The 15,248-nt window shown below is 67.6% G+C and carries 12 protein-coding genes; 7 read left to right on the forward strand and 5 right to left on the reverse strand.

Annotation, left to right across the window (positions count from 1 at the left end; translation table 11 throughout):
• The first annotated feature begins 45 nt into the window (after window positions 1-45).
• Complete coding sequence (locus BLS50_RS08700; RefSeq protein WP_074801949.1) at window positions 46-2,217, forward strand: phosphocholine-specific phospholipase C; 2,172 nt, start codon at window positions 46-48, stop codon at window positions 2,215-2,217.
• Window positions 2,218-2,427: 210 nt separating this feature from the next.
• A complete protein-coding gene (locus BLS50_RS08705; RefSeq protein ID WP_074801952.1) occupies window positions 2,428-3,156 on the forward strand; it encodes a phosphonate utilization associated transcriptional regulator in 729 nt (242 codons plus the stop codon).
• A gap of 92 nt (window positions 3,157-3,248) precedes the next feature.
• Here BLS50_RS08705 and BLS50_RS08710 read toward each other — a convergent pair whose 3' ends face one another.
• The 5 genes from BLS50_RS08710 to BLS50_RS08730 all read right to left on the reverse strand — a co-directional run bounded on the left by BLS50_RS08710 (window position 3,249) and on the right by BLS50_RS08730 (window position 9,880).
• The gene (locus BLS50_RS08710) at window positions 3,249-4,637 is read right to left on the reverse strand and encodes an FAD-dependent oxidoreductase (RefSeq protein WP_074801955.1); all 1,389 of its coding nucleotides are present in this window, start codon (window positions 4,635-4,637) and stop codon (window positions 3,249-3,251) included.
• A gap of 96 nt (window positions 4,638-4,733) precedes the next feature.
• Window positions 4,734-5,864, reverse strand: a complete 1,131-nt coding sequence (locus BLS50_RS08715) for a 2-aminoethylphosphonate--pyruvate transaminase (RefSeq protein WP_074801958.1) — start codon at window positions 5,862-5,864, stop codon at window positions 4,734-4,736.
• A gap of 47 nt (window positions 5,865-5,911) precedes the next feature.
• Window positions 5,912-7,639: a putative 2-aminoethylphosphonate ABC transporter permease subunit gene (locus tag BLS50_RS08720; RefSeq protein ID WP_012329445.1), complete on the reverse strand. Its 1,728-nt coding sequence runs from the start codon at window positions 7,637-7,639 to the stop codon at window positions 5,912-5,914.
• On the reverse strand, window positions 7,636-8,727 hold the full coding sequence (locus tag BLS50_RS08725; RefSeq protein ID WP_006477438.1) for a putative 2-aminoethylphosphonate ABC transporter ATP-binding protein: 1,092 nt from the start codon (window positions 8,725-8,727) through the stop codon (window positions 7,636-7,638). Before BLS50_RS08725 ends, BLS50_RS08720 begins: the two co-directional genes overlap by 4 nt.
• 97 nt (window positions 8,728-8,824) lie before the next feature.
• On the reverse strand, window positions 8,825-9,880 hold the full coding sequence (locus BLS50_RS08730) for a putative 2-aminoethylphosphonate ABC transporter substrate-binding protein (protein WP_074801961.1): 1,056 nt from the start codon (window positions 9,878-9,880) through the stop codon (window positions 8,825-8,827).
• A 218-nt stretch (window positions 9,881-10,098) separates the two neighbouring features.
• Here BLS50_RS08730 and phnA point away from each other — a divergent pair, with 218 nt between their 5' ends.
• From phnA to BLS50_RS08755, 5 genes are all read left to right on the forward strand, one after another.
• On the forward strand, window positions 10,099-11,337 hold the full coding sequence (gene phnA, locus BLS50_RS08735) for a phosphonoacetate hydrolase (protein WP_074802781.1): 1,239 nt from the start codon (window positions 10,099-10,101) through the stop codon (window positions 11,335-11,337).
• A gap of 27 nt (window positions 11,338-11,364) precedes the next feature.
• Entirely contained in the window at window positions 11,365-12,819 is a 1,455-nt protein-coding gene (gene phnY / locus BLS50_RS08740; RefSeq protein ID WP_074801964.1) for a phosphonoacetaldehyde dehydrogenase, read from the forward strand.
• A gap of 180 nt (window positions 12,820-12,999) precedes the next feature.
• Window positions 13,000-13,782 carry an amino acid ABC transporter substrate-binding protein gene (locus BLS50_RS08745; RefSeq protein ID WP_074801966.1) on the forward strand — a complete coding sequence of 261 codons (783 nt, stop codon included), beginning with the start codon at window positions 13,000-13,002 and terminating at the stop codon, window positions 13,780-13,782.
• Between the two features lie 14 nt (window positions 13,783-13,796).
• Window positions 13,797-14,477, forward strand: coding sequence for an amino acid ABC transporter permease (locus BLS50_RS08750; RefSeq protein ID WP_012329442.1), 681 nt, complete (start codon window positions 13,797-13,799; stop codon window positions 14,475-14,477).
• Window positions 14,474-15,232, forward strand: coding sequence for an amino acid ABC transporter ATP-binding protein (locus tag BLS50_RS08755; protein ID WP_006485792.1), 759 nt, complete (start codon window positions 14,474-14,476; stop codon window positions 15,230-15,232). Before BLS50_RS08750 ends, BLS50_RS08755 begins: the two co-directional genes overlap by 4 nt.
• Window positions 15,233-15,248 lie beyond the last annotated feature (16 nt).

A 15,248-nucleotide genomic window follows, 5' to 3' on the forward strand; every position in this document is an offset into this window, starting at 1 on the left:
CCGCTCGCCCGGCGCCCCCACTCCCACCGACCACAGGTGCTCTTCATGTCTTCGAACAATCGACGCGATTTTCTGCGCCTCGCCGCGCAGTCGGCCGGCGCGATGGCCGCCTACGCGGGCTTTCCGCCCGCGATCCGCAATGCGCTGGCGATGCCGGCCGCCTATCGCACCGGCACGATCCGCGACGTGGAGCACGTCGTGATCTTCATGCAGGAAAACCGTTCGTTCGACCATTACTTCGGCGGGCTGCGCGGCGTGCGCGGTTTCAACGACCCGCGCCCGCACCTGCTGCCGAACGGCGCACCGGTGTGGCAACAGCCGCCGGCGTCGGTGTTCACGAAGAACTACCATTCGCGCGGGCTCGATCCGTCGGCGCCGTACGTGCTGCCGTTCTATCTCGACCCGAAGCAGACGACCGAATTCCAGCCGGGCACCAACCATGGCTGGAGCAGCGGCCACCTGTCCTGGAACAACGGCCAGTGGGACCAGTGGGTGAACCAGAAGCAGGACGTGCTGACGATGGGCTACCTGAAGCGCCAGGATCTCACGTACCACTACGCGCTCGCCGACGCGTTCACGATCTGCGATTCGTACTTCTGCTCCGCGCATGCCGACACGGCGCCGAACCGGATCTACCTGTGGACCGGCACGGTCGACTCGCGCAACGTCTACGGCAGCGCGCCGAACGGCCCGGGCATCGGCGAGCGCAACGACGTGAACGGCTACACGTGGACGACCTACGCCGAACGGCTCGAGAACGCGAAGATCAGCTGGAAGGTGTACCAGGGCGGCACCGGCATTCCGGGCGACCCGACCGACAACTACACCGACAACTCGCTGATGTTCTTCAAGCGCTTCCAGGTGAAGGAAGGCGCGAGCGGCCCGCTGGTCGACAAGGGCGCGTCGGACCACACGCTCGCCGAACTGAAGGCCGACGTGCAGGCCAACCGGCTGCCGCAGGTGTCGTGGATCGTGTCGCCGTACAAGTACAGCGAGCACCCGCAGGCGTCGCCGACCGACGGCGCGTTCTACATCAACATGGTGCTCGAGGCGCTGACGTCGAACCCGGAAGTGTGGGCGAAGACGGTGTTCATCCTGAACTACGACGAGAACGACGGGCTGTTCGACCACGTCGTGCCGCCGGTGCCGCCGGTCACGAGCGGCGTGGGCGGGCAGGGCATCGTGTCGTCGAACCTGCTGTCGAATCTCGGCGACGAGCTGCTCGACCTGAACAAGTACCCGGGCGAAATGAGCCCGCTCGTGCCGGGCGCCGACCCGGGCGGCATCCAGCCGATCGGCCTCGGGCCGCGCGTGCCGCTGATCATCATCTCGCCGTGGACGAAGGGCGGCTGGGTCTGCTCGGAGACGTTCGACCATACGTCGGTGCTGCGTTTCCTCGAAGCGCGCTTCGGCGTGAAGGAGCCGAACATCAGCGCGTGGCGCCGGTCGATCTGCGGCGACCTCACGTCGGCGTTCGACTTCTCCGCGCGTCCCGACACGCGCACGGTCAGCTTCACGGTGCCGCAGCACATCGCCACCGCCGGCCAGGCGTACCAGGTGCCCGCGCAGCAGTCGATGCCGGCGCAGGAGCCCGGCACGCGTCCGGCGCGTGCGCTGCCGTACGAGCTGTTCGTGCACAGCCGCGTGGGCGCGCATGACGACACCGTGTCGCTCGACTTCGCGAACACCGGCGACGCGGGCGCCGCGTTCTACGTGTACGACCGCCGCAACCCGGCGACGCCGCCGCGCCGCTACGCGGTGTCCGCGCGCGACCGCTTCGTCGATACGTGGAGCACGTCGGCCGCGCGCGGCGAGTACCATCTGGCCGCCTACGGCCCGAACGGCTATCTGTGCGAATTCCAGGGCAACACGCGGCTCGCCGCGGATGGCCGCCACGCGAACCCCGAAGCGAAGCTCGGCTACGACGTGCGCAATCGCCACGTGTACCTGCAACTGCGCAACAGCGGCCGCGCGACGTGCCGCGTGACGGTCGACAACGCGTACAGCCATGCGCATGCGCGCACCTACACGCTGGCGCCGGGCGAGCGCGTCGAGGGGCACTTCGAGCTGTCGTCGAGCCACGGCTGGTACGATCTGACGATCACCGCGACCACGCTGCGCGGCGGCGACGACAAGGTCGTGCGCCGCTTCGCGGGCCACGTCGAGACGGGCCGGCCGAGCCACAGCGATCCGGGGCCGGTGAAGCAGACGGCCTGACGGCGCGACGCGGCGGTCGTGCGAAGCGGGGCAGTTCGCCCGTAGCGCGCGACCACCGCGTGCCGGCTGCAGGCGGGTGGCGCTCCGCCCCGCAGGATTGGCTTTTGGAAACTGAAAACTGTTGACAATATGTCGGGCCGAGGGTATACAAGGATCATTCGCCGATATGGCGCCCTCGTTTTCATCCACAGCCCCGCTGCCTGCCCGACCATGACTGCCCCGAACGCGCTCAGCGCCATCGAACTCCTGCAAAGCCAGTCGCTCGCGATGATCGTCCAGGACATGCTCGAGCGCGCGATCGTCTCCGGCGAATACGCGCCCGGCGAAAAGCTCAACGAAGTCGAGATCGCGACCAGGCTGAACGTGTCGCGCGGCCCGGTGCGCGAGGCGTTTCGCGCGCTGGAGCAGGCCGGCCTGTTGCGCAACGAGAAGAATCGCGGCGTGACCGTGCGGGTCGTGCCGCTGCGCGAGGCCGAGGAGATCTACGAAGTGCGCGCGATGCTCGACGAATCGGTCGCACGCGCGCTCGCGAAGCGCATCTCGCCCGATACGCTGAAGGTGCTGAAGGGCATCATCCAGTCGATGAAGGACGCCGCGAAGACGCACGACGTCACGCGCTATACCGAGCTGAACGTGCAGTTCCACGACGCGATGGTCGTCGGCGTCGGCAATACCCATCTCACCGATACCTACCGCCGGCTCGTGCGCCAGCTCGGCCTGCTGCGCCAGGCGGCGATCGAGGCCGAGGAGGATGCGATCGCCGTGTCGGCGGCCGAGCACGACAAGATCGTGCAGGCGCTCGCGGCCGGCGACGAGGACAAGGCCGTCGCGCTCGTGCGCGAGCACGTCGCGCACGGCCTCGCGCGGATGCGCCGTACGCACGACGAGCAGGGGCTGCCCGCGACGGGCAAGGCGGCGCGGGAGAAGGCCGGCGCGTAAGCGTCGGTCAATGCCCGCGCGGGCTGCCGCGCACCGGCAAAGGGACGCGTCGCCGCGTCCCTTTTTCGTTGTGGATTCCGTTCAGCGTTTCGTCACGCCTTGTCGGCCTTCCCCGCCGCGCTCGCGAATTTCGCGAGCCACGTATCGATCACCGACGGCTGCCGGCTCTCCTCCTCCGCGCGCTCCTTGCGACGGATCGCGTTGCGCACGACGTGCGCGCCGACATAACGGATCGGCTCCGGCGGAAAATGGCCGAGCGGGCCGCGCACGATCGGGCTGCGCGTCCATGCGTTGTCGAGGCCGAGCACCAGCGACGACAGGATCTGCCCGCCCATGTAGGTCGGCCCGACGCCGTTGCCCGAATAGCCGAAGCCGTAGAACACGTTCGGTGCGTCGTCGAGGCGGCCGAAGAACGGGAAGCCCGTCACCGAACGATCCGACGGCCCGTTCCAGCTCGCGGTGATCGGCACGCCGGCGAGCGACGGGAAGAATTCGCGCAGGCTGCGCGTGAGCTGCGCCTCGTACGGCGAGCGGCGATCGAACACGGGCGCGATGCGGCTGCGCCACGAGAACGTGTTGCCGCCCTTGCCGAGCATCAGCCGCCCGTCGGCGGTCGTGCGGTAGTAGTACACGAAAATCCGCGAATCGAGCACCGATACGCCGTCCACGAGCCCGGTCCGCGCGAGCAGCTCCGGGCATTTCTCGGTGATCACCATGTCGCTCGACACCACCGCGATCGTCCGTTCGAACTGCGGGAAGCGGCTCGCCATCCACGCGTTGATCGCGAACACGAGCTTGCCCGCCGTGACGCTGCCGGACGGCGTGCGCACGACGACCGGCTGGCCGGGCGTGAAGTCGAGCATCGGCGTGCGCTCGTAGATGCGGATGCCCATTGCAAGCGCGATGCGGCGCAGCCCGCGTACGAGCTTGCCGGGATGCACGGTCGCGGCGATCGGCGAGTAGACGCCGTCGAGATTGCGCGCGGAGCCCGAGCGGCGTGCGACCTCGGCGGGCGGCAGCGGCTCGTAGCTGTGGATGCCGCATGCGGCGAGCGCGTCGAGCACCGGCGCGAGCGTGCCGACCTGCGCGCGCGACGTCGCGGTGTACAGCGTGCCGTCGAGCCGCAATTCGGCGTCGATGTCGTGCGCGCGGCAGAAATCGGCGATGTGCTGCACGGCCGCTTCCGATGCCTTAACGAGCCGGATCGCCTCGGCTTCGCCGAACAGGCGCCGCAGCGTCAGGAATTTCGCGGACCACGTGAGCAGGCAGCCGCCGTTGCGGCCGCTCGCGCCGGCGCCGCACAGGTCGGCCTCGAGGATCGCGATGTCGAGCGCAGGGTTGTGCTGCTTCGCCTGGATCGCGGTCCAGAGGCCCGTGAAGCCGCCGCCGACGATGCACACGTCGGCCTGCGTCGCGCCTTGCAGCGCGGGGGCGAGATCGCCGTCGTTGAACAGCGCTTGTTCGATCCAGAAGGGTCGCATCGGAGGTTCGTCGATAAGGGGCCGCGCGGCGCACGGCCGGAAAAACGGGCGGCCGCATGCGCCTGCGCACGCGGCCGGGACCATCGCGTCACATCGTCAGGCCGCCGCTTCGGCCGATACGCGGCGCACGCCCATCGCGCGCAGCGTGTCGGCGATCGCGGCGACGGCGCCTGGTATGCCGGCTTCGCCGAAATGGCCGATGCAGCCGACGCGGAACGTCTCCACTTCGGTCAGCTTGCCCGGATACAGAATGTAGCCGCGCTTTTTGACCTCCTGATAAAACCGCTTGAAGTCGTAGTTCGGATCGTCCGGCGCATGAAACGTGACGATGATCGGCGCCTGGATCGCGGGATCGAGGAACGGCCGGAAGCCGAGTGCGCGCATCCCGTCGATCAGCGCGTGGGTGTTGCGCTGGTAGCGGCCGCCGCGCGCGGCGAGCCCGCCTTCGTCGACGTATTGCGCGACGGCCGCGTCGAGCGCGGCGACCACGTGCGTGGGCGGCGTGAAGCGCCACTGCGTCGTGCGCTGCATGTAGACCCACTGGTCGTACAGGTCCATCGCGAGCGAGTGGCTGTTGCCTTCGCAGCGTTCGAGCGCGCTGCGCTTCGCGATCACGAAGCCGAGCCCGGGCACGCCTTCGAGGCATTTGCCGGACGCGGCGATCACTGCGTCGAACGGCGTCGTGCGCGCGTCGATGTCGATCGCGCCGAACGAGCTCATCGCATCGACGATCAGTGCGCGCCCGTGCTTGGCGACGACCTGCGCGACGTCGTGCAGCGGGTTCAGCACGCCGGCGCCGGTTTCGCAGTGCACGAGCGCGACGTGCGTGATCGACGGATCGGCCGCGAGCGCGCGCTCGACGTCGGCCGGATCGACGCGGCGATCCTCGCGGTAGTCGATCGTCGTGAGCCGCCGGCCGAGCACGCGGCAGATCTTCGCGAGGCGCTGGCAGTATGCGCCGTTGTTCGGCACCAGCACGTGGCCGTCGCGCGGCACCAGCGTGCCGATCGCCGCCTCGACCGAGAACGTGCCGCTGCCTTGCAAGGGCACGCATTCGTGTGTGCCTTCGCCGTGCACGATCCGCAGCAGGCGTTCGCGCAGCCGCGCGGTGATCGCGTTGAAGTCGCCGTCCCACGAACCCCAGTCGCGCAGCATCGCGTCGCGCGTGCGGTCGGAGGTCGTCAGGGGGCCGGGGGTGAGCAGGATGGGCGGGGCGGCGAGCGTCATGGTGTCTCCTTGATGAAGTCGGGACGTCACGTGGATACGGCAGGGAATCAACGGCGATGCGGATGGCGCCACGCCTGCGTACGACGCAGCAGGCGATGCGAGATGCAGGCGAACAGCACGCACGCGAACGACGACGTCGCGAGCACGAGCGTGGCCATCGCGGCGGCCGGGCCCATCTGGCCCGCGTCGTCGAGGTTCAGGATCGCGACCGATGCGGGCTGTGTGTCCGGCGAGTACAGGAACGCGACGGCGGACACCGTCGTCATCCCGTTGACGAACAGGTAGCGCGCGATCAGCAGGATCGCGGGCAGGCACACGGGCACCGTGACCCGCAGGAAGGTCTTGTAGAACGGCACCTTCAGCGACGCGGATACGGCCTCGAACTCGCCGTCGATCTGCCTGAGCGCGGTTACCGCGGTGAGATGGCTCGACGCGTAGTAGTGGACGACCGTGACGATCGCGAGCAGCCACAGCGATCCGTACAGCCCGTTCAGCGGATTGCCGGGCGCGTTGAACAGGAAGATGTAGCTGATGCCGAGCACGAGCCCCGGCACGCCCATCGGCAAGATCGCGCACAGGCTGATGAAGCCGCGCAGCCAGCGTGCGCCGCGGGTCTTCTCGATCAGGTAGGCGCCGCCGAACACGACGATCGTGCCGCCGATCGCCACCGTCGCGGCCATCCGCAGGCTGTTCTTGTAAGCGTCGAAGATGCCGGCACCGATCAGCCCCATCTCGTAATGCTGCAGCCCGAGGGTCATCTGGTACGGCCAGAACTTCACGAACGACGCGAACACCGAGATGCCGACCACCGCGATGAAGAACGCGCACACCAGCGCGCAGTACGCGAGCATCGCGGCGTCGAAGCCGCGCGACGGCTTCGGCTGGTACGGCGTCGAGCGCGCGCCGAGCTGCGACTGCTGGCGGCGGCGGATGAAGTAGTCGACGCCGAACGCGACGAGCGCCGGGCACAGCAGCATCAGGCTCACGACCGCGCTGCGGTTGAAATCCTGCAGCCCGATGATCAGCTTGTAGATGTCGGTCGACAGCACGTTGTACGAGCCGCCGATCACGACCGGCACGCCGAAGTCGTTGATGCACATCGTGAACGCGACCATCGTCGCGCTGATCAGCCCGTACTTCGCGCCGGGCAGCGTGATCGTGAAGAACTTGCGGATGCGGCGCGTGCCCATCGCGTCGGCAGCCTCGTAGAGCCGGCCATCGGCGAGCGACAGCGCGGTGACGAGGATCATCAGCACGTGCGGGAACGACGCGTACACCATGCTGAGCACGATGCCCGGCAGCCCGTAGATCGAATGGCCGTGCAGCAGCGGCTTCAGGAGCCCCGCATTGCCGAACCAGTAGATGAACGACACGGCCGACAGCAGCGTCGGCGCGAGCAGCGGCAGCAGCGCGATCGTGCGCGCGGCGTTCTTCAGCGGCATGCACGAGCGCGTCAGCGCATATGCGAACGTGAACGCCATCGGCACGACGATCATCGTGACGAGTGCGCCGACCGTCAGCGAATGCAGCATCGAGCGCAGCACGCCGCTGTCCTCCAGGTACTCGACGAAGTTGTGCGCGCCGACGAAACGCCCGTCCGCGTCGACGAAGCATTTCTGTACGACGAGCGCGAGCGGCAGCAGCAGGAACAGCGACATCAGCGCGGCCATCGCGACGAGCGCGAGCTGCGCGAGGCGGTCGTGCCAGTGCGTGATCTGCCGCACGTCGGCAGGAGCGGACGCGCCGCGGCGGCGCTCGGTCAGGACGGTGCTCATTGCAGTCGCTCCTTCGCGCACGGGAACACGCGGACATGCTCGCGATCGAGCGCGAGGTCGATGCGCGCGCCGGCCTGCACGCCGGTGCGGTCGACGTCGTGATACGACAGGTCGGCGACGATCTCCTGGCCGTCGAGCCCGTCGATCCGGAAGCTCACGCGGCAGAACGCGCCGAGGAATTCGAGCTTCTCGACGCGGCCGGCCAGCACGTTGTCGGCCGTCTCGCCCGGCACGCGGATGCGCAGGTCCTCCGGCCGCACGTAGACCGACACCGCCGCGCCCTGCGCGGGGCGGGCCGCGCCATGGCGGCAGTCGAAGCCGACGCCGCCCGCGCGCAGCGTGCCGTCCTGCGCGACTTCGGCCGGAATCGTGTTGACGCGGCCGATGAAGTCCGCGACGAACGGCGACGCGGGCTGCCGGTAGATTTCGAGCGGGGTGCCGATCTGTTCGATGACGCCGTGGTTCATCACGACGATGCGATCGGCCATCGACAATGCTTCTTCCTGGTCGTGCGTGACCATGATCGTCGTCACGCCGAGCCGCTGCTGCAGCGCGCGGATTTCCTGGCGCAGCCGCACGCGCACGCGCGCGTCGAGCGCCGACAGCGGTTCGTCGAGCAGCAGCAGGCCGGGGGACGTGGCGAGCGCACGCGCCAGCGCGATGCGCTGCTGCTGGCCGCCGGACAACTGGCCCGGATGCTTGCGATGGCTGTCGGGCAACCCGACCAGCGCGAGCAGCGTGTGCACGCGCTCGTGGATCGCGTCGCGCTTCATCTTGCGGTTCACGAGCCCGTACGCGACGTTGTCGTACACGGTGAGGTTCGGGAACAGCGCATACGACTGGAACACGATGCCGTAGTCGCGCAGTTGCGGCGGCAGCCGCGAGATGTCGCGGCCGTCCTGCATGATGTGGCCGGCGTTCTGCGTCTCGAGCCCCGCGATGATCCGCAGCAGCGTCGTCTTCCCGCAGCCGGACGGCCCGAGGAAACAGATCATCTCGCCCTTCATCACGCTCAGGTTGATGTCGGTGAGGACCTGTGTGTCGTTGTACCGCTTCTCGATGCGTTCTACGCTCAGATAAGGTGCCATGCGCGCCTCCAGAGAGGGGCGGCCCGGGGGCCGGATTCGACGACGGAAAGGATGGCGTGGGGCGGCGCGCGGCGCGGCCCCGCTGCCGGTCGCGGCGTTACTGCTGGGCTTTCGCGCCGTAGCGCTTCTGCCACGTATCGAGGATCGACTGGCGGTTCTTCGCCGACCACACGAAGTCGTTCTTCACGAGCAGGTCCGAGTAGTTGTCGGGGATGCCGGCCAGCTTGCGCGCGACGCCCGGATACGCGACGATCGCCCACCAGCGCGCGGTGATCTGGTTCGCTTCCTTGCTCGCCATGAAGTCGGCGAGCTTCTTCGCGGCGTCGGGCTGTTTCGTCGTCTTCATGATCGCCGTGCCTTCCATGTCCCAGCCGAGCCCTTCCTTCGGGAACACGAGATCGATCGGCGCGCCCTGCGACTGCAGTTCGTGGCCGCGGAACTCGAATGAGATGCCGATCGGGAATTCGCCGGTGCCGGCGAGCGTGCACGGCTTCGAGCCCGAGTGCACGTACTGCGCGACGTTCTTGTCGAGCGCGTCCATGAATTTCCAGCCGCGGTCGTCGCCGAAGGTCTGCAGCCACGCGGTCACGTCGAGATAGCCGGTGCCCGACGACACCGGGCTCGGCATCACGATCGCGCCTTTGTAGACCGGCTTCGTCAGGTCTTCCCACGACGTCGGCTTCGGGAGGTTCTTCGCCTGCGCGGCGACGCGGTTGTAGCAGATCGTCGCGCCCCACACGTCCATGCCGACCCAGTGCGGCGGCGTGTTCGCATCGCTGTACTTGCGCGTGAGCTGGTCGAAGCCCTTCGGCGTGTACGGCATCAGCATGCCCTGCAGGTCGAGCAGCGTGAGGCTCGACGCGGCGAGGCCGAGCACGACGTCCGCGCGCGGGTTGTTCTTCTCCGCGAGCAGCTTCGCGGTGACCGAGCCGGTCGAGTCGCGCACCCAGCGGATCTCGATATCGGGGTTCGCTTTCTCGAACGCGTCCTTGTAGGGCTTCATCGCCTCGTCTTCCAGTGCGGTGTAGACCAGCAGCGACGTCTTCGCGTGCGCTGCCTGCGCGACGCCGAGCGCTACCGCCGCAGCCAGCGCGACACGGGCCGCGCCCGCCGCCCATGCGTTCAAACGCTTGTTTACCGGCACTTCGTTCATCTTCAGACCCCTTGACTGTGGCGCCGCGGCACACGGCGGATGAGTGGAGACCAGCCCTCTTATGCTTCCTCGTGCTTTCGTGTTTTGCTTTCTGTTCTCTGCATGTTGTTGACAATCTACAAATCATCAATTTTAATGTCAAGCATGGAAAACACCTCTGTTCGGCGCGGCGCGGGCGCCGACGGCTCACACCCTTCGACCTGAAAGGAATGAACGTCATGACTGAAACGCCTGTATCCGTGGAAGTGAACGGCCGCCGCTACAACTGGATGAGCCGGCCCGTGGTGGTCGTCTGCGTCGATGGCTGCGCATACGAATATCTGGAGGAAGCCGCCGAGGCCGGCGTCGCGCCGTTCCTGCGCACGCTGCTGAAGCCCGGCACGGCGCTCAAGGGCGAGTGCGTGGTGCCGAGCTTCACGAATCCGAACAACCTGTCGATTGTGACCGGCGTGCCGCCGGCGATCCACGGGATAAGCGGCAACTACTTCTACGATCGCGACACCGGCGCCGAGGTGCTGATGAACGATCCGAAGTACCTCGTCGCGCCCACCGTGCTCGCGACCTTCGCCGAGCAGGGCGCGCGCGTCGCGGTCGTCACCGCGAAGGACAAGCTGCGCCGCCTGCTCGGCAAGGGGCTCAAGGGCATCTGCTTCTCGTCGGAAAAGGCCGATGAAGCGAGCGTCGAGGAAAACGGCATCGACCACGTGCTCGAGCTGGTCGGCAAGCCGGTGCCGAGCGTGTACAGCGCGGACCTGTCGGAATTCGTGTTCGCGGCCGGCGTGCGCCTGCTCGAGACGCGCCCGATCGACCTGATGTATCTGTCGACCACCGACTACGTGCAGCACAAGTGCGCGCCCGGCACGCCCGGCGCGAACGCGTTCTACGCGATGATGGATAAGTACCTGAAGCGGCTCGACGAACTCGGCGCGATCGTCGCGATCACCGCCGATCACGGGATGAACGCGAAGCACGACGACGCGACCGGCGAGCCGAACGTGATCTACCTGCAGGAGCTGTTCGACGAATGGCTCGGCCACGATGCGGCGCGTGTGATCCTGCCGATCACCGACCCGTACGTCGTGCACCACGGCGCGCTCGGTTCGTTCGCGACCGTCTACGTGCCGGGCGACGCCGACACCGACGCGCTGCGCGCGCGGCTCGCGGCGGTCGACGGCATCGAGGTCGTGCTGACGGGCGCCGAAGGCTGCGCGCGCTTCGAGCTGCCGCCCGCGCGGATGGGCGACCTGATCGTGATCTCGAAGCAGGACGTCGTGCTCGGCACGCGCCGCATCAAGCACGACCTGTCGGGCCTCGACGTGCCGCTGCGCTCGCACGGCGGGATCTCCGAGCAGATCGTGCCGCTGATCTTCAGCAAGCCGGTCGCGACCGACGTCACCGGCCGCGCGCGGCTGCGCAACTTCGACATCATCGACATCGTGCTCAACCATCTGCAGTGACGCGGCCGCATCCGCCAGGAGACACTCATGAACGCCATTGCAGCATCGACGGATGTCCGCACGCCTCATCGTGAAGCACTGCGAATCGACGGTGAAAAGATCTACCGCGACGCGGTGATCGAAGTACGCAACCCGTACGACGGCACGCTGGTCGGCACCGTGCCGAAGGCGACGCTCGACGACGTGCGCCGCGCCTTCGCGGTCGCGCGTGCGTACCGGCCGACGCTCACGCGCCACGATCGCGCGGCGATCCTGCGCCGCGCGGCCGACATCGTGCGGGCGCGCACCGCCGAGATCGCGGCGCTGATCACGGCCGAGGCCGGGTTGTGCCTCAAGGATTCGACGTACGAAGCCGGCCGCGTGGCCGACGTGCTGACCTTCGGCGCCGGCGAAGTGCTGAAGGACGACGGGCAGATCTTCTCGTGCGACCTGACGCCGCACGGCAAGAAGCGCCGTGTGTACACGCAGCGCGATCCGCTGCTCGGCGTGATTTCGGCGATCACGCCGTTCAACCATCCGATGAACCAGGTCGCGCACAAGATCGTGCCGTCGGTCGCGACCAACAACCGGATCGTCGTGAAGCCGTCGGAGAAGGTGCCGCTGTCGTGTTATCGCTTCGCGGACATCCTGTACGAAGCCGGCCTGCCGCCGCAGATGCTGCAGGTGATCACCGGCGACCCGAAGGAGATCGCCGACGAGCTGATCACGAACCCGGCGATCGACATGATCACGTTCACCGGCGGCGTGTCGATCGGCAAGTCGATCGCCGCGCGGATGGGCTATCGCCGCGCGGTGCTCGAACTCGGCGGCAACGATCCGATCATCGTGATGGAAGACGCCGATCTCGACGAAGCGAGCACGCTCGCGGTGTCGGGCTCGTACAGGAATTCCGGGCAGCGCTGCACGGCGATCAAGCGGATGCTCGTGCACGAGGCGGTGGCCGATCGCTTCACGGAACTCGTCGTCGAGAAGACGCGCGCCTGGTCGTACGGCAATCCGTCCGATCCGTCGGTCGACATGGGCACCGTGATCGACGAAGCGGCCGCGAAATTCTGCGAGCAGCAGGTGAACGACGCGATCGCGCGCGGGGCGCGGCTGCTGGTCGGCAACGTGCGCGCCGGCGCGCTGTATTCGCCGACGGTGGTCGATCGCGTGACCCCCGACATGCCGCTGGTCAAGCATGAAACCTTCGGGCCGGTGTCGCCGATCATGCGTTTTCGCGACATCGACGAGGCGATCCGGATGTCGAACAGCACCGACTACGCGCTGTCGTCGTCGGTATGCACGAACCGCTTCGACCACATCACGCGCTTCATCACCGAGCTGGAAGTCGGCAGCGTGAACGTGCGCGAGGTGCCCGGCTATCGGCTCGAACTGACGCCGTTCGGCGGCGTGAAGGATTCGGGGCTCGGGTACAAGGAGGGCGTGCAGGAAGCGATGAAGAGCTTCACGAATACCAAGACGTATTCGCTGCCGTGGTAAGCGACGTGTAAGGCGCCCGCGCCGGCATCGTGGCCGGTGCGGGCGTTATTCGATCGGCTCATATCGTTAGCCGATTTGCGTTTTTGCCGGCCCTCCACGCATCGGTAGAATTCGCGGACCTCTCGAACGGCGCCCGCGTGCCGGCGGGATGATCCTCTCCAATCATTCGGGGTCCGCACCATGAAATTCCTCCGCTCCCTCCTGGTCGTCGCGCTGCTGCAGGCCGTCGCGGCCACCAGTGCGCTGGCTGCCGACGACCTGTCGCAGATCAAGTCGGCCGGCGTGTTCCGCGTCGGCACCGAAGGCACCTACGCGCCGTTCACGTACCACGACGAAACCGGCAAGCTGACGGGCTTCGATGTCGACATCGCGACCGCGATCGCGCAGCGCCTCGGCGTGAAGCCGCAGTTCGTCGAAGGCAAATGGGACGGGCTGATCGCGGGGCTCGACGTGAACCGCTACGACGCGGTCGTCAATGAAGTGTCGATCACCGACGCGCGCAAGGCGAAATACGATTTCTCGACGCCGTACATCACGTCGCACGCGGTGCTGATCGTGCGCGCGGACAACACGACGATCCTCTCGTTCGACGACCTGAAGGGCAAGAAATCCGCGAACACGCTGACCAGCAATTTCGGCAAGCTCGCGGCCGCGCACGGCGCCGACGTGGTGCCCGTGCAGGGCTTCAACGAATCGATCGACCTGCTGACGTCCGGCCGCGTCGATGCGACGATCAACGACTCGCTGTCGTACCTCGATTTCCGCAAGCACAAGCCCGACGCGAAACTGAAGATCGCGGCGACCGACACGAGCGGCGCGGGCGATGCGTCCGGCGTGCTGCTGCGCAAGGGCAGCCCCGCGCTGGTGGCGGCGATCGACAAGGCGCTCGCGGACATCAAGGCGGACGGTACCTACGCGAAGATCTCGCAGAAGTACTTCGGCCGCGACGTGTCGCAGCCGTGACGCGAGGCTGAACGATGCCGGCCTGGCTGCACCTGATGGCGGAATCGCTGCGGCCCCTGCTCGTTGCAGGGCTCGTGTTCACGGTTCCGCTCACGCTCGCGTCGTTCGCGATCGGTTTATTGCTTGCGTTCGGCACGGCGCTCACGCGGCTGTTCGGGCCGCGCTGGGCGCAGGCCGTCGTGCGGTTCTATATCTGGCTGTTCCGCGGCTCGCCGCTGCTCGTGCAACTGTTCGTGATCTTCTACGGATTGCCGAACGTCGGCATCGTGCTCGATCCGCTGACGGCCGCCGTGATCGGTTTTTCGCTGAACGTCGGCGCGTACAACGCGGAGGTGATTCGCGGCGTGATCGAATCGATGCCGAAGGGGCAGTGGGAGGCCGCGTACTCGATGTCGATGACGCGCGCGCAGGCGCTGCGCCGCGCGATCCTGCCGCAGGCCGCGCGCGTCGCGCTGCCCGCGCTGTCGAATTCATTCATTTCGCTCGTGAAGGACACGTCGCTCGCGGCCGTGCTGACGGTGCCCGAGATCTTCCAGGCCGCGCAACGCATCGCGGCCGTGACCTACGAGCCGCTGATTCTCTATACCGAAGCCGCGCTGATCTACCTGCTGTTCAGCTCGGTGCTTTCGTCGCTGCAACGCCGGCTGGAGCTTCGCTTCGGCCGCCACGCGCTGTTCCACGCGGAGTTGCGATGATCCGCCTCGAACGCATCGACAAGTCGTTCGGCGCGCATCGCGTGCTGAGCGGGATCGACCTCGCGCTGCAGCCGGGCAGCGTGACCGCGCTGATCGGGCCGTCCGGCAGCGGCAAGAGCACGCTGCTGCGCTGCGTGAACCTGCTCGAAGTGCCGGAGGCGGGTGCGCTGGTCGTCGGCGATGCGCGCATCGACTTCGTGCCGGCGCGCCGGCCGTCGCGCGACGCGGTGTTCGCGGTGCGCAAGCAGACCGGCATGGTGTTCCAGAACTTCCAGTTGTTTCCGCACCTGAGCGTCGTGCAGAACGTGATGGAGGGGCTCGTGACCGTGCAGCGCTGGCCGCGCGAGCGGGCCCGCGAGCGTGCGCTCGCGCTGCTCGACAAGGTCGGCATCGCGGACAAGGCCGACGCATGGCCGGCCACACTGTCGGGCGGACAGCAGCAGCGCGTGGCGATTGCGCGGGCGCTCGCGCCGTCGCCGCAGGTGCTGCTGTGCGACGAGCCGACGTCGGCGCTCGATCCGGAGCTGTCCGTCGAAGTGGTCGAGGTGCTGCGCCAACTCGCGCGCGAAGGCACGACGATGCTGATGGCCACGCACGACCTGCGCCTGGCCGCATCGATCGCGCACGATGCGGTGTTCCTCGCCGATGGCCGCATCGTCGAAGCGGGCGCCTCGCGTGACCTGTTCGGCCGGCCGCGCGACCCGCGCACCGCGAAGTTCGTCGCGACGCTCGCGCAAGGCGTGCCGGCGTTCTGACGCGGCACGTAACACG

It is taken from the genome of Burkholderia orbicola (assembly GCF_900100915.1).
Classification (GTDB): Bacteria; Pseudomonadota; Gammaproteobacteria; order Burkholderiales; family Burkholderiaceae; genus Burkholderia; species Burkholderia orbicola.